9 protein-coding genes are annotated in these 18299 nt (G+C 65.4%); 5 read left to right on the top strand and 4 right to left on the bottom strand.

Annotation, left to right across the window (positions count from 1 at the left end; genetic code table 11):
* Positions 1-411: 411 nt before the first annotated feature.
* Entirely contained in the window at positions 412-1884 is a 1473-nt protein-coding gene (locus tag AABD04_RS06935) for a cryptochrome/photolyase family protein (RefSeq protein ID WP_341440637.1), read from the bottom strand.
* Positions 1885-2011: 127 nt separating this feature from the next.
* Here AABD04_RS06935 and AABD04_RS06940 point away from each other — a divergent pair, with 127 nt between their 5' ends.
* The 4 genes from AABD04_RS06940 to AABD04_RS06955 all read left to right on the top strand — a co-directional run bounded on the left by AABD04_RS06940 (position 2012) and on the right by AABD04_RS06955 (position 5716).
* Positions 2012-3661 (top strand): alkaline phosphatase D family protein, encoded by a 1650-nt coding sequence (locus tag AABD04_RS06940; RefSeq protein WP_341440638.1) that lies wholly within the window; start codon positions 2012-2014, stop codon positions 3659-3661.
* Between the two features lie 21 nt (positions 3662-3682).
* Positions 3683-4525: an oxygen-dependent tRNA uridine(34) hydroxylase TrhO gene (trhO, locus tag AABD04_RS06945; RefSeq protein WP_341440639.1), complete on the top strand. Its 843-nt coding sequence runs from the start codon at positions 3683-3685 to the stop codon at positions 4523-4525.
* Between the two features lie 3 nt (positions 4526-4528).
* Positions 4529-5404: a pseudouridine synthase gene (locus AABD04_RS06950; protein WP_341440640.1), complete on the top strand. Its 876-nt coding sequence runs from the start codon at positions 4529-4531 to the stop codon at positions 5402-5404.
* Between the two features lie 96 nt (positions 5405-5500).
* Complete coding sequence (locus tag AABD04_RS06955) at positions 5501-5716, top strand: hypothetical protein (protein ID WP_335742061.1); 216 nt, start codon at positions 5501-5503, stop codon at positions 5714-5716.
* A gap of 123 nt (positions 5717-5839) precedes the next feature.
* Here AABD04_RS06955 and AABD04_RS06960 read toward each other — a convergent pair whose 3' ends face one another.
* The 3 genes from AABD04_RS06960 to AABD04_RS06970 form a co-directional block, all read right to left on the bottom strand.
* Entirely contained in the window at positions 5840-11317 is a 5478-nt protein-coding gene (locus tag AABD04_RS06960; protein WP_341442980.1) for an ATP-binding protein, read from the bottom strand.
* 385 nt (positions 11318-11702) lie between these two features.
* Entirely contained in the window at positions 11703-12374 is a 672-nt protein-coding gene (locus tag AABD04_RS06965; RefSeq protein ID WP_341440641.1) for a TetR/AcrR family transcriptional regulator, read from the bottom strand.
* A 14-nt stretch (positions 12375-12388) separates the two neighbouring features.
* Positions 12389-12991 carry a dihydrofolate reductase family protein gene (locus AABD04_RS06970; RefSeq protein ID WP_335742063.1) on the bottom strand — a complete coding sequence of 201 codons (603 nt, stop codon included), beginning with the start codon at positions 12989-12991 and terminating at the stop codon, positions 12389-12391.
* Between the two features lie 184 nt (positions 12992-13175).
* Between AABD04_RS06970 and AABD04_RS06975 the strand changes: the two genes are divergently transcribed.
* On the top strand, positions 13176-18290 hold the full coding sequence (locus AABD04_RS06975; protein ID WP_341440642.1) for an AAA domain-containing protein: 5115 nt from the start codon (positions 13176-13178) through the stop codon (positions 18288-18290).
* Positions 18291-18299 lie beyond the last annotated feature (9 nt).

An 18299-nucleotide genomic window follows, 5' to 3' on the forward strand; every position in this document is an offset into this window, starting at 1 on the left:
AATCGAAAACTGTTGCACTGCTTAACTATTCGATATACAGAACCTGTCGGTGTGTCATGGTAGACGTCCGTCGCACCTGGAGATCGCAACGAGACGGCCATTCCGCGACACAGTGACTCCGCGGTGACGGTTCCGTACAGAGCGCAACGCTCTCGAAGTTCAGCTCGGTGTTGTCGTCCGCGGCGACGCCGAATCTGCCCACCATTGATGTACCAATTCGGCTGCCCTATTCGAGGATTCGGGGGTCCTTTGTCTGCGGTGGGCTGATTCAAGCGTTCGGCTGAGGCAGGAACCGTGGAATACGGCCGGCTCCCATGGCAGCGACTCGGTGAAAGTGGTGCGCGTTGAGCAGTCGATACCAACAGAGACCACTCGACAGGGTCCGGCCGTGCTCAACTTTGCCGAAACGCGTCAATACACCTCGCGTTGCCGTTCCTGTTCCAGCACCTGCTCGAGGTCGCTCAATCGGTTCATCGACGACACCTGCCTCGCCGTGCGGTGATTGAGCGCCAACATCTCGCGGTGCCGGTGGACGAATGCCCAGTAGCCGGCGGTGAAGGGGCAGGCGTCGTCGCCCAGTCGCTTTTTCGGGTTGAACTCGCACGGCTTGCAGTAGTCGGTCATACGGTTCAGGTACGCCCCGCCCGAGGCGTAGGGCTTGGTGGCGATCACCCCGCCGTCCGCGTGTTGGCTCATGCCGATCACGTTCACCGGCATCACCCAGGCGAACCCGTCGACGAAAGCTGTTGCGAACCAGTCGGTCAACGCTCGTGGGTCCCACGCATGTTGCAGCGCAAAGTTTCCCAGGATCATCAGTCGGGGAATGTGGTGCACCCAGCCGCGGTCGCGCACGCCGTCGACGGTGCTGGACAGGCATTTCGCCACCACGGCGTCGCCGTCCAACTCCGTCAGCCAACTCGGAAGGGGCTCATGGGCTTCGAGCTTGTTGCGCTCGAGGTACTCCGGCCCCAGATGCCAGTACAGGTGCCACACGTATTCGCGCCAGCCGAGGATCTGCCGAACAAAACCCTCCACGCTCGCCAGCGGGGTGCCGTCTCGGTGGGCGTCCTCGGCTGCGTGTGCCACGTCCAACGGTTGCAGCAGGCCGAGATTGAGCGGGACCGAGAGCAGTGAGTGCGACATCGTCCAGTCGTCGGCCATCACCGCGTCCTCGTACTTACCGAAATCGTCCAAGCGGTAATTGATGAAGTGCGACAACGCCTCCGACGCCTCGGCCGCGGTCACTGCGAACACGCGAGGCCCGTCGACTCCGACGGTATCGAGGTCCCACGAGTCGAGATCTGCACGAACCGCGTCGTCGATGGCATCCTCGGTCGGCCACCACGGTTCTTCCACACCCAGGGTCAAGCGTCCCTTCGGTGGTGGCGACTGGTTCTCGGCATCGAGGTTCCATTTACCCGAGACCGGGTCGGCACCGTCCATCAACACATCGAACTTCTTGCGTTGCTCGCGGTAGAACGTCTCCATGCGGAAGGTCCCACGCTCGGCCGCCCACTCGGCGAACTCGGCGCGGGGAAGCGCGAACATCGGCGTCGGCAGAATCTTCGAGACCAGTCCCTCCTCGTGCAGCGCGGCGACGAACTTCTCCGCCGCGTGTGACGTCGGCTCGAACACCACCACGGGTTTGCCGTACTCGGCCAACCCTTCGCGATACGTCTCGGTCTGCAGGTAGGTGGCGCGATCACCCAGCTCGTCGGCCAGATGACGCATCCCCGACAACACGAGATGGAGCTTCTGCCGGTGGTATCGCCGACGCCGGAACACGCGTCGGGACTCGATCATCAGCACATCTCGGTCGGCGTGCTCGTCCACCGAGTGAAAGTGCGGGCCGAGCTGATCACCGAACAACCACAGAGCGTCCATTCTCGGAGTGTTCTCCCGCAGCGACGAAGGCAAACCAGCGTCCGGCGCATGGCCGGCTGGTGAACACTGCGGCCGACCCAGGCGCGCCTTACTTGACCACCGACCATCCATCGCATGGACTGACCCGATGCACGCTGAGTCTGCGCTTTCCAGAAGGACGTTTCTTCGCTCGTCGTCGGTGGCCGTCGCGGTGGTCGGAGTGGCCACGACACTGCCGGCGACCGCATTCGCTCAGGGCAGCGACCGCGGCTTTCTGCACGGGGTGGCATCGGGAGATCCGTTGCCCGACGCGATCGTCCTCTGGACTCGGCTCACCCCCACGCCCGACGCCACCCCGGGCTCCGGCGTCGGCCCGCAGGTGTCGGTGACGTGGCGGATTTCCCGCAGTGCAGACATGGGCGACGTCGTCTCCTCCGGAACCGTCGCAACCGGCCCCGACACCGACCACACAGTCAAAGTCGACGTCGACGGCCTCAGCGCAGACACCACGTACTTCTACGATTTCCGGACGAGCGACGCGGCATCGGCCGTCGGAACCACGCACACCGCACCGGCCAATGACGCCGACATCGACGCGATGCGTTTCGGAGTCGTCTCGTGCTCCAACTGGGAGTCGGGCTACTTCGGCGCGTACCGGCATCTGGCCGCGCGCGGCGATCTCGACGCGATCGTCCATCTCGGTGACTACATCTACGAGTACGAGACGGGCGGATTCCCGGGCCGCGACGGGGTGATTCGCCAGCATTCGCCCACCCACGAGATCGTCACGCTCGCCGACTACCGGCAGCGTCACGGCCAGTACAAGTCCGATCCCGATCTGCAGGCCGCGCACGTCGGTGTGCCGTGGATCTGCACGTGGGACGACCACGAATCCGCCAACGATGCCTACGACACCGGCGCGCAGAACCACACTCCGGGCACCGAGGGCGATTGGTCCACCCGCAAGGCCCATTCCGAGCAGGCGTACTACGAGTGGATGCCGGTACGAGCGGCTGGCACCGCGACCAACCGTCACCTCTATCGCAGGCTGCGGTTCGGAAACCTCCTCGAGCTCTCGATGCTGGATCTGCGCACCTACCGCTCGCAGCAGGTGCTGCCGTTCAACGGGCCCGAGGTGGATTCGCCCAACCGGACCATCACCGGCGCGGAGCAAATGCAGTGGCTCACCGACGGCATCGTCTCGTCGCCGACGCAGTGGAAGATCGTCGGCAACCCGGTGATGATCACGCCCACTCTCATCCCGCCGCTCGATCGCGATGCCGCCAGGGCGGTCACGTCGCTGCTCGGGATCCCGGAGGGCGGTCTGCCGTACAACGCCGACCCGTGGGACGGCTACACCGCCGATCGACGCAAGCTCCTCGGCGCCATCGTGGACGCAGGCGTCGACAACACGGTGTTCATCACCGGCGACATCCACTCGGCCTGGGCCTGCGAGGTACCCCTCGATGCGGCCCAGTACGCCACCACCGAACCTGCCGCCACCGAGCTGGTCGTCACCTCGGTGAGCTCGGCCAACATCGACGACCTGACGCGTACTCCGCCGCACACACTGGGCCGGGTCGCCGAGGAGGCATTCAAGGCGCTCAACCAGCACGTCAAGTTCGTCGACCTCGACAGTCACGGTTTCGGCGTCTTCGAGGTCACCAAGACGGCGGCTCGGATGGACCACTGGTTCCTCACCGCCAAGGAGAATCCGCAGACCGGCGTGTATTGGGGAGCGGGCTTCACCGTGGACTCCGGCACCCAGCGCGTCCGGGCGGCGGCACCACCTGCCTGACAACGCGCCATACTGGTCGGCGTGGCTGTACCGAAAATCGTCCTGTTCTACGTGTTCACTCCGCTGCCCGATCCCGACGCGATCCGGCTGTGGCAACAGACGCTGGCCGCGTCCAGCAACCTGACCGGACGCATCCTGATCTCCGAGCACGGCATCAACGCGACAGTCGGCGGTGACGTCGACGACGTCAAGAGGTACGTCCGCGGCACCCGCAGCTATCCGGCGTTCAAGTCGGCCGACATCAAGTGGTCCGATGGACTCGGCAACGATTTCCCGCGCCTGAGTGTGCGGGTGCGCGACGAGATCGTCACGTTCGGTGCGCCCGGCGAGTTGAAGGTCGATGCCGACGGTGTTGTCGGCGGTGGGACTCATCTGAGCCCGCAGCAGGTGCACGAGCTCGTCGATTCCCGCGGCGACGACGTCGTGTTCTTCGATGGCCGCAACGCCTTCGAAGCGCAGATCGGCAAGTTCAAGAACGCAGTGGTGCCCGACGTCGAGACGACCAGGGACTTCGTCTCCCAACTCGATTCCGGTGCCTACGACCACCTGAAGCAGTCCCCGGTGGTCACGTACTGCACCGGGGGAGTGCGGTGCGAGGTGCTCTCGTCTTTGATGGTGGCCCGTGGGTTCGAAGAGGTGTATCAGCTCGACGGCGGAATCGTCCGGTACGCAGAGACTTTCGGTGACGACGCGCTGTGGGAGGGTTCGCTGTTCGTCTTCGACAAGCGGATGGCGCAGAACTTCTCGGATCACACCGCCGTCATCGGTCGCTGCAGTGCCTGCGGTAATCCGACGTCGCGGTACCAGGACTTCGACGGCGACGCCGGACGTGGTCTGCGGTTGATCTGTCGAGACTGCGCATAGAGAATGCTGCCCTTCCGGGACGGTCTCGCTCCGCTGAGACTGCTGTTGCCGCATGGTGATTCGGCCACCACCATCGTGGAGTACCTCGAACGTGAGCTGCCCGATGACGACTGGCGACGGGCCATGCACGACGCCGAAGTGGTGGACGAGAAGAGCAGGCCCATCTCCGACGCCACGCGGTACCGAGCCGGCAGTCAGGTGTACTTCTATCGCGTTCCAGCGCAGGAGATTCCGGTCCCCTTCGAGATCGGCATCCTGCACGAGGACGACGACCTGTTGGTGGTCGACAAGCCGCACTTCCTCGCCACTATCCCGCGTGGTCGGCACGTCACCCAAACCGCGACAGTGCGGCTGCGCAGGCAGTTCGATTGCCCCGACCTGACGCCCGCGCACCGACTCGATCGCGCCACCGCCGGAGTGTTGCTCTTCACCAAGACCAAGCATGCCCGACGGCCGTATCAGGAACTCTTCTCCTCGCGCAACGTCACCAAGGAGTACGAGGCCGTCGCGGGATTCGATGCCGCGCTGGAGTTTCCGCGCGTCGTGCGTAGCCGAATCCTCAAGGAACACGGGGTCATGACGGCGTACGAGGAGCCGGGGGAGCCGAACAGTGAGACCCGGATCGAACTGATCGACACGATCGGCGATCGTTCCCGCTATCGACTCTTCCCCAAGACCGGCAAGACCCACCAGCTGCGGATCCACCTGTCCTCGTTGGGTATTCCCATCGTGAACGACCCGTACTATCCGGAGTTCACCTCTGTCCCGGCGGACGACTTCACCCGGCCGTTGCAACTTCTCGCTCGGGCGCTGAATTTCACGGACCCGCTCACCGGTGAGCCCCAGAGCTTCGTCAGTGCCCGGGAACTCGACGCCTGATGGGCTCGAATCGTTCGTTCGGACGATTGTGACAATGGGGACGCGAGGTTAGCGTGTCGAGCGAACCATGTCCGACGAAGAGAAGAGGAGAACAGCGTGAAGCGTCGTATTGCTGTTGTGTTGGGAGCCGCAGTCATCGCCATCGCGTCGCCGGCAGTCGCGGTGGCCGATACCGGAAGTGCGAGCACCGGTAGCTCGAGCGGTCTGGTGGACTTGATCGAAACGATTCCTCAGTTCTGGGAGGCCTGCGGACTGACCATCTTCACCGGTCAATGCACCGGTATCGTCGCCACAAACGTGACCCCCTGGTAGCGCATGCCCCTTCGCTGAACCCTGAACCGACAAACGCGCGCGCATTCGCCAGACGCTCGCGGAATAGGTAACCATTCCGCTCGCATCCAGCAAACGCGCGCGCGTTTGCGTGGAGCCTGAGCCTTACTTCGCCAGCGACCGCGCCATTCCGCGTTCGATGGCTGCGACCAGCTGCGGGCGCAGTTCGGCGGCGGGGACGATGTGGTGCACCGATCCGACGTTCTGCGCACGCTGAATGTTGTGGATGGCCTCGAATTCGGCTGCCACTTCACCGAGTTTGGCGTTGCGGGCGTTCGCTCGCACGGTGGCCAGCTCTACGCGCAGGGCCGAGCGGGTGGCGTCGTCCTCGGCGGTGTTCAGCGCAGTCTCGAGTTCCTTGACGGTCGGATCCGCTGCGGTGCGGGCGTTGACGTCGCGGGTGAACACCACTGCTGCTGCGGGGGCACCACCGAGCACGGAGGCGAAGGAGCCCTCCACTGCGAGGACCTCCATGTTGTCGTTGAGTGCTCCGGAGAACACCACGAACGCGCCGCCGTGGTAGCGCGAGACGACACAGAACACGACCGGTCCGTCGAAGTTCACGATGGCGCGGCCGATCTCGGCACCGTATTCGAGCTGGATGTTGCGCAGCGATTCCGGTGATCCGTCGAAGCCGGAGAGGTTGGCCAGCACCACGATCGGCCGGCTTCCGCTGGCGGCGTTGATGGCGCGTGCGGTCTTCTTCGACGAGTTCGGGAACAGGGTTCCCGAGGTCCACTGATCGGGGCCGTCGGACGGGAACCAGCCCTTGCGGGGGATGGCCCGTGATTCGATGCCGATGACGGACACCGGGATCCCGGCGAGGTGGGCGTCGAACACCACGGAGGTGTCGGCGTCGGCCATGTCGGCCCACCGCTCGAGTACCGAATGATCCTGGTCCACCACGGCGCGCATGACGGTGCGAATGTCGAACGGCTTCTTGCGGTCCGGGTTGGTGACCGAGGAGAAGATGTCGCCGACGGTGGTGAAGTCGCTGGACGGGTGCACGTGCGGGTAGGTGCGCACGTCGCGCTCGGTCGGGTCTGCGGTGGCCGCGCGGCGCGGGAAGCGTTCTCCCGGTGCGGCATACGCGTGGTCGTAGTGCGCGAACAGGATGTCGCACGCAGCCCTCAGGTTCGGTGCCCAGTACTGCGCCTGGCCGTTGGGGCCCATGACGCGGTCGTAGCCACCGATACCGAAGTTGTCCTCGGCCGAGACGCCACCGGAGTAGTCGAGCGACTGCTTACCGGTGAGCACCATCGCACTGTCGGGAGTCATCACCAGGATGCCCTTGGTGTGGGTGAGCATCGTGGCTTCGGCGTTCCAGTACGGCTGCGCGCCGACGTTGATGCCTGCGACGACGATGTTGATCTCTCCGCCGGCCTGCGTGAAGGTGATGATGCGACGCAGACCACGCGAGACCCAGTCCATGTTCTCGGTGCCCGATTCCATGGAAATCGTTGCGCCGGAGGACAATGCGAACCATTCGACGGGTGCGCCGAGCTGCTCGGCGAGGTCGATGGCCGCGACGATCCGCGAGCACTCGGCCTCGGCGACGGTGCCCAGTGCCTTGGTCGGGTCACCGAACAGCGCGACGCGGGTGATGCCCTCGGGGTACTTGGCGGTGGGTGTGGTCGCGACGCCGACGATGACGCCCGCAGTGTTGCGGCCGTAGGGGCGGTCGACCGGTGCGAGCACGCCGTCGGAGCCGAAGTCGTACTCGGTGAACGTTCCACCGTTGCTGCTGAGCAACGGAATCAACTCGTACGGGTAGACGGTGCCGCGGGCCTGCGAGCGCTGCACCTTCTGGGTGTACTCGTCGAGCGGACGCATCGGCTCGGTCGGCGGCGGGGTCACCTTGGCCACGATGCCTGCACCGGAGCGGTACGACAGGCGCAGTGCGACCTCGCGTGGCGTCGCGCCCGGCGTTTCGGCCAGACGTGCGATGAGCGTGATCTCCTCGAGGCCAGCGCCGATCGTCAGCGGCGCGATGTGCCGGGCGATGGTGGCGATCCGGTCTGCGGGAACGTTCAGTACCGGCCAGACGTAGAGCACGACGCGGTTGGCGTCGAGCCGCTTCTTGCCGCGCCCGGCCTGAGCGCGCCGGATTCCGTCGAGGCAGGCCGCGACTGTCCGTTCGATCTCGGGTACCGCGACGATGTTGCCGGCGTCATCCAACTGTGTTGTGATGCCGCGGATCTCGGCCAGTGCGACCAGTCGTTCGTCGGACGGATTGTCCTTCGACGTCAGGTGGAACAGGTACGTTCCGGCGCTGGCGGGCAACCGAATTCCGTCGAAGTTCTTCAGGCGCCACAGGTCGAGTCGCTGACCGGTCAGGGGGTGCATGTCCCGGATGATCGTGTCCTCGGCGAGCGGCTCGGACCCCTCGACCGTGGTGCGGCGGTAGGTCATCTTTCGGGTGGCGGAACCGAAGGCGGTGACGGTGACACGACGCCACCGGCCGGTGCTCGGGTGCGCGGCAAGGACGGCCTGAAGCTGGGCCGAGAGAGCGTCGCCGTCCGTCGGCGCGTCCGGCCAGGACACGTAGAGGTCCACGGCCAGGTTCTCCGGTGCCGGTCCGGCGATGTCGTCTACCGAGTCCAGAGTCGCTGCAAGCGAGTCGAAATCGGTTGCGGTGGACACCAGATGCAGCCGTTCACCCGAGAGCTCGAAGTTGCCGGTGACGAAGTGCTTGCCGTCGCGGTCGAAGGCCTTGACGTCTTCGAGAGTGCGGATCTCGTAGTACTGGCGGGTGATCACCTCGAGCAGAGCACCGGGATCGGTGATCCGTTGTGCCAGTAGCTCGATGAGCGGTTCCGGGGTGGCGACGAGCGCGGCGATCCGGGCCGAGTAGTCGGCCGCGTCGGGGTTCTCGGCGAGGTACTGCAGGCTGCCGCGGACGCCGTCGTAGATCTTCTCGCGTGCACTGCGGATCTGTGGCTCGTCGAACAACCGAAAGCGTAGGTTGCGCGCGACGTCGCCGATCACCGGGTAGCGGGCCTGGGTGGCACCGATCAGTCGCTCGAGTACCTCGGCCATGGCCGGAGTCGCCTCGGGCTGCGCCGAGCAGTCGCTGAGCCAGTGGCCGAGTAGGGCGGCGATGACCGGAACCTGGTTCTCCATGCGCTGAAGAGCCAGGAAGACGCGGTAGACGGCCTCTTCGAGCTCGGGCGTACGACCTTCGTCGATGGCAGCGTCGTAGTGCGCCAGGGCGCGAGTGAGCTTGGCGCGGAACGAATCCGGGAGACCCTGCACGTCTGCGTCGAGCGAGTGCAGGAACGAGTGGAAGTGCTCGCGCGGGGAGTGGACGCGCTCGTCGGTGCTCTCCTCGTCCATCGTCGGCCGGTTGCGGGAGAGCTCGCAGATATCGGCGAACGTGTTGAGCAGATCCAGCTCGGCGGAGACCAACCCTGCATCGTTGCGCGGCACGTCGGCGCGCAGAGTTTCGTAGGTGGACAACAGGTTTCGTGCGCGGGCTCCGCTGACGTCGAAGCCGGTGATGAGGGCGGCGAGTTCGTCGAGTCGGTCCAGGGCGCGACGCTGCGGAGAACGCTGCGCTGCGTCGTCGATACCGCGGAACTGTACGCGTGGTGCCTGCTCGGAGACCTTCTGCTCACCGGCCTGATCGACGCGCAGCAGCGCGGCTCCGGCGTCGACCTGTCCGTTGACCGAGGCCAGTACCTCGCGCACGGTGCCCGCGTACGGGGACCGGACGGCGGTTTCCATCTTCATCGACTCCAGGACGACGAGTGTCTGTCCCGCCTCGACCTCGTCGCCGACGGCAACGGGCACGGCCACGACGACGGCGGGTGCCGGTGCGCGGACCAGGCCGGCCTCGTCCTGCGAGATCTGGTGGCTGATGCCGTCGACCTCGACGAGGAAGTGCGCGGGTCCGGCGACGGTGACCACCTGGTAGCGACGGTCACCGATGACCAGACGGCTCTCGTAGACGCCGAGGCGTTCGACGTCGACCTGCAGATCACCGATGCCGTCCCCGTCGATGCTGTAGCGGTGGGTGCCGGTCTGGCCGACCTCGAGCTTGTAGGCCTGGCCCTGGTAGTTCAATTCGACCGTGCGGCCGATCGCATGGGTGGCGCGCGGACGGCCACCGCGGGCGGAGTTGAGGAACGCGGTGCGCTCGCGGCCTTCCTCGGCGTCGTACGCGTCGATCGCTGCGGCGACGATCGCGATGTCGGCCACGGCCGTCGGGCCCACCTGGGAGCCGGCCTCGGTGCGGTCGAGCCAGCCGGTATCGGCGGAGGCGGAAATGACTTCCTCGCGGTCGAGCAAGCTGAGCAGGAACGACTTGGTGGTGGTACCGCCGTCGATGACGACGGTGGTCTCGCGCAGCGCGTTGCGCAGTCGCGCGAGCGCTTCGCTGCGGTCCCGGCCCCAGGCGATGACCTTGGCGACCATCGAGTCGTAGTCGGGAGGAATGACGTCGCCCTGCGCGATGCCGGTGTCGACGCGGATGCCGGTGCCGAGGGGGAACTTGAGCAGCTCGACGGTGCCAGGAGCCGGAGCGAAGCCGTTGTCTGCGTCCTCGGCGTTGAGGCGGGCCTCGACGGCGTGGCCGAATTCGGTGGGGCACTCGCCGGGCAACGCCTGGCCGTCGGCAACAAGGATCTGCAGCTTCACCAGGTCGATGCCCGTGGTGTATTCGGTGATGGGGTGCTCGACCTGAAGGCGGGTGTTGACCTCGAGGAACGTGAAGATCTTCTGCTCGGGCTGGTACAGGTATTCGACGGTGCCTGCGCCCTGGTATCCGGCGGCCTTGACGAGCTCGGCCGAGGCGGTGCGCAGCTGATCGGCCTGCTCCTTGGTCAGCAGCGGTGAGCTGGACTCCTCGATGACCTTCTGGTTGCGGCGCTGGATCGAGCAGTCGCGCACGCCCGGGGCCCACACGTTGCCGTGACTGTCGGCGATCACCTGAACCTCGACGTGGCGGGCATCGGTGACGAGACGTTCGAGGAAGACGACGGGGTCACCGAACGAGCGCTCGGCCTCACCCTGAGTGCGTTCGAGGGAGAGTTCGAGTTCGTCCTCGTGGAAGACCTTGCGGATACCGCGACCGCCGCCGCCCGAGCGGGCCTTGATGATCAGCGGGTAGCCGATCGCCGCTGCGTGACGACGAGCGTCCGCGCGGGTCTCGACGGGTCCGCCGGACCACGGTGCGACGGGGACGCCGACCTTTTCGGCGAGGATCTTGGCCTCGACCTTGTCGCCGAGCAGACGCATCGCGTCGGCCGACGGGCCGATGAAGGTGATGTTCAGGCGAACGACGAGGTCCGCGAACGTCGGGTCCTCGGCGACGAAGCCCCAGCCGACCCACACCGCGTCGGCACCGGACTCCACCAGCGCGGCTTCGAGGACGTCGTAGTCCAGGTACGCCGATCCGGTGGCAGGCTTACGCAGCGTGACCGCTTCGTCGGCCTGGCGGACGAACATCGCCCGCTTCTCCGCCTCGGTGTGCAGCGCTACGGTGCGGATGCCGTAATCGTGTTCGGCGTTGAGCTCTCGGACGGCTCGGATCAGGCGTACAGCCGCCTCGCCTCGGTTGACTACTGCAATCCGCTTGAACAACGTATCTCTCTTCGCTCGGTGTGGGCGCACCGCCTCGGTGCACTCGATGGAACGTGGATCGGTGCCGGGCATGTCGATTTCTTGCTCATCATGTGGCACCCCGATCGGCTCATTCTAACGGCAAAGAAGCCCTGTGCATCGCCAACGGCGTTCGGCGTGAGTGTGATTGATCACCAAGTATCGAATCCTATTCTGTGGCAGGCTCTTTCGTTCGAGATGGATTGCGAGCATCTGCACGCCCCGTCAATGTACTCGCGAGTAGCGTTGGCGGGAGGCGTAATTCGCGATTCGAGGAACAAGTTTGCTACCGGCGAGTACATTACCGGCGGGTACAACCCGAGCCGACGGCTGAAACTGCTCGTCCAGTCGCCGAGTGCGGTCTCCCTCACCCGCCCTTTTCGCTCGTATTCGGCAGTCGCAGCGCATTGACCCACAGCCTCGTAGCCGTCGCGAGCAGGCTCTCGTACTCCGCAGGTGCGCGGTCGTCCGCGGCGTCGACGACGAAGTGATTGAACGCAAGCCTGCTGATCATCGACGACAGAGCGCGGGAGGCGAGCACAGGATCGAGTTCGGGGTCGGCCAGGCCCCGGCTCTGCAGGCTCTCGATGCTTCGGGCGTTGCGTCTGACGAAGGCATCGGCGCGTTCGCGTCGGAGACGTCGGAACTCGGGATCGATGTTCGAGACCTGCTCGAGCAGTGCCATCAGCTTCGCGTTGCGCTGGTAGGCCTCGAAATACGCGCGGTTGCTTGCGGCCACGACGGCAACCGGATCGTCGTGCGGGTCCACTCGCTCGGTACCGGGATGCAGCATGTCGTCCCTGGCCTGCTCGAGCACTGCGGCCAGGATCTCTTCCTTGCTGGTGAAGTAGGTGTAGAAGGTGCCGGCGGAGCATCGAGCGGTGCGGGTGATGTCGATCAGGCGGGAGTCGAGGTAGCCGCTGTCCTCGAAGACTCGACGCGCGGCCGCCACGAGCGAGGATCGGGTTCGCAGTCCGCGCGGGGTGGTCGGCAGCTCCCGATTCGGCAGCTCACGGTCTGGCTCCGTCGCGGCAGGCATTCAGTCTTTATACGTCATTCTCGGCCAGGTTCCGGTCGGATGAACCGGGTGAATCTCACCCCGCTGTCGAACTGGCGTGATTCGAGGTGCTCGAACAGCTGGGCGGGGAACGGATCGGGGCCGATGCCGGACGAGAACAGGCCGATGCCGCGGCCGAACACCACGGGGTTGACCTTGAGAAACAGTTCGTCGATCTCGGGCAGCAGTTGACCGGCCAGATTTCCGCCGCCGCAGATCCAGATGTCGAGCTCGGACTCCTCGGCTTTGAGGCTTCTGACAAGTCCGATCGGGTCCTCGTTCACCACGGTGAGAGTCGGGTCGTCCGACGGGGCGAGGGTGCGAGAGAGAACGTATTGGCGCAGGTGGGGATAGGGGCTGGCGATCCCGACGTCGAGCGCTGGTTGCAACGTCTCGCGGCCCATGACGAGGGTGTCGAATCGAGCGGGCGGAGCGTCCAGGCCGAATGCGGCCCGTACGTGAACCGGCAACGTCTCGGGCAATTCGGTCTTGATCGCCTCGAGGTGATCGCCTTCCATCACGAAACTGTCGTAGGTGCCGTCCGGCGCGGCGATGAACCCGTCGAGGGTGACGGCGATGTAGTAGACCAGCTTGCGCATTCGGCTCCTGTCGTGGTTCGGCCCGTGGGAAGCCCGTGGCCCGACGCGTCCGCTGTGGTGAATCCAGCGACCTGAGTGGGTCTTTGTGACCCAGCACTAGAACGTATTTTGTGCGCTCAGGACGCGACGAACAACTGGTTTTCAACGGCTAGTGTGGCCCGGGTGTGCAAACACCGTCCCTGAAATGGACGACCATTCGAGTATCTGTGGGGAAACTGTGACGGCTGCAGCGGCTACCGGTCGTGAATACGACGACGAGCTCAAAAGCAGGGTTCAACGCCTGCTGCGCTTCCTTCGCGAAATCGTCGAGGCGCGTTCGAACCCGGTGCTGCGTTTCGACGACCACGTGCAGGTCGAGTGGGTGCACGCCGGGGACGTTCCCATGCAGCTCGACCCGCGAGCCAAGCAGGGTGGTGTGGTGCTCCGCGCGCCGCGGATCGCGGTCGACGAGCCGCCCGAGCCGCCCGCGTTGCTGTCGGGTTGGCTCGATCCCCAGGTCGTCGCGGACAGTCGATATCGCGAACTCGAGCTGGCCGACGCGGCGTCGGTGACGTCCCGCCGTCGGGCCGAGGCGCAGGAATCCGATGCCGAGTTCGATATTCGCAAGGCCTACGAGATCAAGCAGGCCTTCGAGGAGTACTCGGAGTCGTGGAAGGAATGGGCGCAGGAGGATCGGGACCGGCGTCCGCAGGCCGCGCTGTACCAGGCTCTGCAACTGATGATGCAGGAGCTCGCGTCGCGACCCGAGTCGATCGAACTGGTGGTGGCCTCGGGGCTGCTGACGTCGAGCAGCCCCGATCCGCAGCGCAGCGTCCGAACCCACCTGATCACGCAGTCGGCCAGCATCGAACGGGACGTGCGTACCGGTGATCTTCTGGTTCGCCTCGCGGCCAGCACCACCCCGCGGCTGGAGGACGGCCAGCTGCTGACGGGTTCGGACGATTTCGATACGTCCGGTTCGGTGGCGATGGCCGAAGAACTGCACGACACGGTCGCGTCGCCGATCGGTGCCGGGGTCGAGAAGTTCTTGAGGAACTGGGCTGCGCGAATCCCGCGGCACGAGATCGAGGTGCTCGATCACCTCGGACCGCCCGGAGCCCTGGCCTACATCGACGACGACCGAACTCTGACCATCTCACCGGCGTTGGTTCTCCGGGTCCGCGATTCGTTCGCGCTGGTCGAGTACTACGAGCAGATGCTCGCCGACCTCGAATTCGCCGGTTCTCCCGTGCCTCTGGGGCTCGCGCAGCTGGTCGACGCCATCGAGCCCGCCGAACGGTTGGCGTGGCTCGAACGCACCGGGGCGGGGGAGTCGGCGGTACTGGCCGAGGACCCGCTGTTTCCGCTGCCCGCCAACGCGGAGCAGTCGCAGATCATCGAACGGCTCGGGCGTGACAGCGGCGTCGTGGTCGAGGGCCCGCCGGGGACGGGCAAGACACACACCATCGCGAATCTGATGTCCGGGCTGTTGGCGCGCGGTCAGCGGGTCCTGGTCACTAGTGAAAAGTCACAAGCTTTGCGGGTGCTGCGGGACAAGCTCCCACCGGAGCTGCAGGAGCTCTGCGTGTCCATCACCGACCTCTCGCGCGGTGGATCGGACGAGCTCAACCGAAGCGTTGCCAAGATCGCCGAGCGGAAGACCTCCTTCGACGAGGCCAGTGAGGTGCAGAAGATCGAGGCGCTGACGATGCAGCGCGGAGCAGCTCTGACTCGGCGGGCCGACCTGCTCGATCGTGTCCGTGCTCTCCGTGAGTCCGAAACCGTTGTGCACGAGTACGTGTCGGACGGATACGACGGCACGGTGTCATCGATAGTTCGCAAGGTCAAAGCGGCCGAGAGCGCCCACGAATGGCTGCCGGGCCCCCTGCTCGCCGATCGGCCACCGCTCGACGGTGCCCAGGTCGATCGGCTGCGCACGCTCATCGTCGGTTCCGACGGCACTCGGGAACTGCGCGCGCGTCAGGTGCTCCCGCGTCCGGAGACAATGCTGCCGAACTCGGCCGAACTCGCGTCGCTCTGCCTGCGAGCAGGGGCACGGATCGATGCTCTCTCGACGCACGCAGCCGATCTCGTCGCGTTGCTCGACGGTGTGGAACCAGCGGTGTCCTCCGAGATCAGGCAGCTGTGCGAGGAGCTTTCGGCCCGGGTTCGCGCGGTCGCCGAACTGGACGGTTCCTACGTGCGACTGACCGATTCCGTGTTGTCCGGCGAAGCCTCCCACCTGTGGTCTCGGGTCAGCGGGATCGACGCTATGGTCGAGACGGCCGCTGCCTCCGACCGCTACGTCGGTGCCCACGATGTCCAGTGCTCCTCGAGTTCGCCCACGGCTCTGACCGCGATGGATGCACTCGCCGGCGCGCTCGAGTCGGGTATCGAATGGAAGCCCCGGTTCCGTCGCAGCGAGGAACAGAAGGCAGTCGAGGCTCTCGACATCGTCGCCACCGTGGACGGGCAACCCGCCACGACGGCGATGGCTGTACGCCTGGTGGCCGAACACATCCGTGCGCTCGAGACCGTGCAGACCGCAGCGGTGCTGCTGGCCGACCTTGCCATCGTCGTTCCGCTCGACGGCACGCGTTCGATTCGCGTCAACAACGTGGCGAGAATTGCCGACCGGCTGGGCCTGGTGTCTGCACTGGTCTCCGCTCGCGATGCCCTGGTGCACCGGCTGTACGCCATTTCGCCTGCGGCACCGTGGATTCGGAGCTTGGCCGAAGCTCAGGAGATCGCCGGGGCCGCCCGTGCCATCGCCACGCGCATCGACATCGATGCCGCACGTACCGAGCTCGATGCCCTGCAATACGCAGTGGCCACTCGCATCGATGCCGGGCCTTCACCCGAGGGATCGAATCTGGTGAGTGCGTTGAGTGCTGCCGATCCGCTGGAACTGGCGGCCGCTGTCGCAGCGTATTCGCAGGCGTGCGCCGAGCAAGAGGATCAGTTTCTGCTCGACTCGATGTCGGCGTCGCTGTCCGAGGTGGCACCCGCATTGTTCGAACTGGTCAGGGACACCGCCGGCGATGTCGAATGGGACGAGCTGAGCTGGCAGATGTCGAAGGCCTGGGCGTGGCGTCGGGCACGCGAGTGGGTCGGTGAGCAGCACCACGGCGGTCTCGAGCAGGAACTGGAAGCAGAGCTGACCGCCGCGGATACCGACATCGCCTACCTCACAACGCGTCTCGCCGCAGCCAGTGCCTGGCGCAACAGTCTCGAACGAATGACCGCCGTCGAGGTGCGTGCGCTGCAGACGTACCGTGAGCACATCTCGAGCATCGGTTCCGGGGCCGGCAAATACGCCGAAACCTACCGCAGCGCAGCGCGATCGGCGATGCGTGAAGCGCAGAGCGCCGTGCCCGCCTGGGTCATGCCACTCTCGCAGGTGCTGGCATCGATTCCGCCGGTGCCGGACAGTTTCGACGTCGTCATCGTCGACGAGGCAAGTCAGGCCGACATCACCAGTCTCTTCCTGCTGTACCTTGCTCCCCGCGTGATCGTGGTGGGTGACGACCGGCAGTGTGCACCAGCCGATGTTCCGCAGACCGGAACTCTCGAGGACGTGTTCGATCGGTTGGACGTCTACCTGCCCGATCTGCCCGAACACGTGCGTGCGACGCTGACGCCCAGGTCGAGCCTGTTCTCCATGCTGCGCACCAGGTTCGGTCAGGTGGTGCGGTTGCGTGAGCACTTCCGCTCGATGCCCGAGATCATCAACTGGTCGAGTCAGCAGTTCTACGGAGATTCCCCGCTCGTTCCCGTGCGGCAGTTCGGCGCGGACAGGCTGCCGCCGTTGCGGCACAAGTACGTTCGCGGAGCGACGGTCAGCGGAAAGAATGCTTCGCTCGTCAACCGCACCGAGGCGATCGCGATCGCCGACCAGATCGCCGAGTGTCTCGAGGACTCTGCCTACGACAACCTGACCTTCGGAGTGGTTGTGCTGCAGGGGCAATCGCAGGTCGACGAAATTCGCAACGAACTGATCAAACGCATCGGCATCGAACAGTGGGAACAGCGCAGGCTTCGCGTGGGGACGCCACCGGACTTCCAGGGCGACGAACGCAACGTCGTGTTCCTGTCGATGGTGGTGGCACCCGATCAGAATTTCGCCACTCTGACAGCCAATCAGTACAAGCGGCGGTTCAACGTGGCAGCGTCGCGAGCGCAGGATCAGCTGTGGCTGTTCCACTCGGTGACGGTCGATCGGCTCAAGCGCGCGGATCTTCGCAACTCGTTGCTGAGCTACGTCACCTCCGTCTCGCCCGCGCCTGCCGATCCGATGCCGGTGAACGTCTCGCGCGAGATACGGAAGGCCCCTTTCGAGACGCTACTGGAGCAGCAGTTGTGGAACGACCTCGTCGAGCGCGGGTTCCACGTCAATCCCGGTGTGGAAGTGAACAATCGGCGTCTGGCCCTTGTCGTCACCGGTGAATCCTCACGTCTCGCCGTCGAATGCGACGGCGATACCTTCCTCTCGACGCCTGCCCAACGGTTGGCGGACCTGCGGCGGGAGCAGGAACTCAAGCGTTGTGGTTGGACGTTCTGGAGGGTCCGCGAATCCGAGTACTACCTGGATCGCGAAGTGGCACTGGAAAGCCTCTGGGGCACGTTGGCCCGGGTGGGCATCAAGCCCAATACCGTTGTCGTGGAGGGGGTTACGGCGTCGGATGAAGCGTGGACGCCGGTTCCCCTCGAATCGTCGCAGTTCGACGATTCCGGTGTCTTCGAGACCACGGGCAATGCGGACGCGGCTGCACACCACGAATCGGTGTTGTCCCTGTGGTCCATGCCGCGCATCGACATCTCTACTGACGAGCCGACCCGACCGGACACTCGACGAGCAGACCGCCACCCACCGTCCCCGGCTGCATCGAACGGAGCAAACGCAACGAACGGAGCAAACGCAACGAACGGAGCAAACGCAACGAACGGGTCGGGTCAGACCAACGGGTCGGGAACGCCGAACGGGTCCTCGGGATCGAGCCGTTCCGCGATGACCAATGGATCCACACCTACCGCCGACGCTCCGATCGACAACACAACTGCGGCCACCGACCGGGGTAGGGAGGCCGATGTGGCGGACGCAGTGGGCGACTCCACCGCAGAGGACGAACGTTCGACCGTTGTCGAGTCGGCGGGGTCCCGTACCTCCGACGAGTCCGAGGCACAGGAGACTTCGGCCGAGATCGACTCGACCGACGCCGAGCCGAGCAGAGGCCCCGAGCAGTCCGAGGACGAGGGCATTGCCGAACACGAATTGCCGCTGAACGGACTTCGCGGATACACCACCCGCCGTCGGCCCTAGCTCCTCCTG

The sequence above is a fragment of the Rhodococcoides navarretei genome (assembly GCF_038069675.1).
GTDB lineage: Bacteria > Actinomycetota > Actinomycetes > Mycobacteriales > Mycobacteriaceae > Rhodococcoides > Rhodococcoides navarretei.

What these genes read in the sequence shown, in the direction of transcription:
- AABD04_RS06950 (WP_341440640.1), top strand. Translation starts at nt 4,529, where the DNA reads ATGCTGCCCTTCCGGGACGGTCTCGCTCCGCTGAGACTGCTGTTGCCG.
- AABD04_RS06935 (WP_341440637.1), bottom strand. Translation starts at nt 1,884, where the DNA reads ATGGACGCTCTGTGGTTGTTCGGTGATCAGCTCGGCCCGCACTTTCAC.
- AABD04_RS06970 (WP_335742063.1), bottom strand. Translation starts at nt 12,991, where the DNA reads ATGCGCAAGCTGGTCTACTACATCGCCGTCACCCTCGACGGGTTCATC.
- AABD04_RS06965 (WP_341440641.1), bottom strand. Translation starts at nt 12,374, where the DNA reads ATGCCTGCCGCGACGGAGCCAGACCGTGAGCTGCCGAATCGGGAGCTG.
- AABD04_RS06940 (WP_341440638.1), top strand. Translation starts at nt 2,012, where the DNA reads ATGCACGCTGAGTCTGCGCTTTCCAGAAGGACGTTTCTTCGCTCGTCG.
- AABD04_RS06975 (WP_341440642.1), top strand. Translation starts at nt 13,176, where the DNA reads ATGGACGACCATTCGAGTATCTGTGGGGAAACTGTGACGGCTGCAGCG.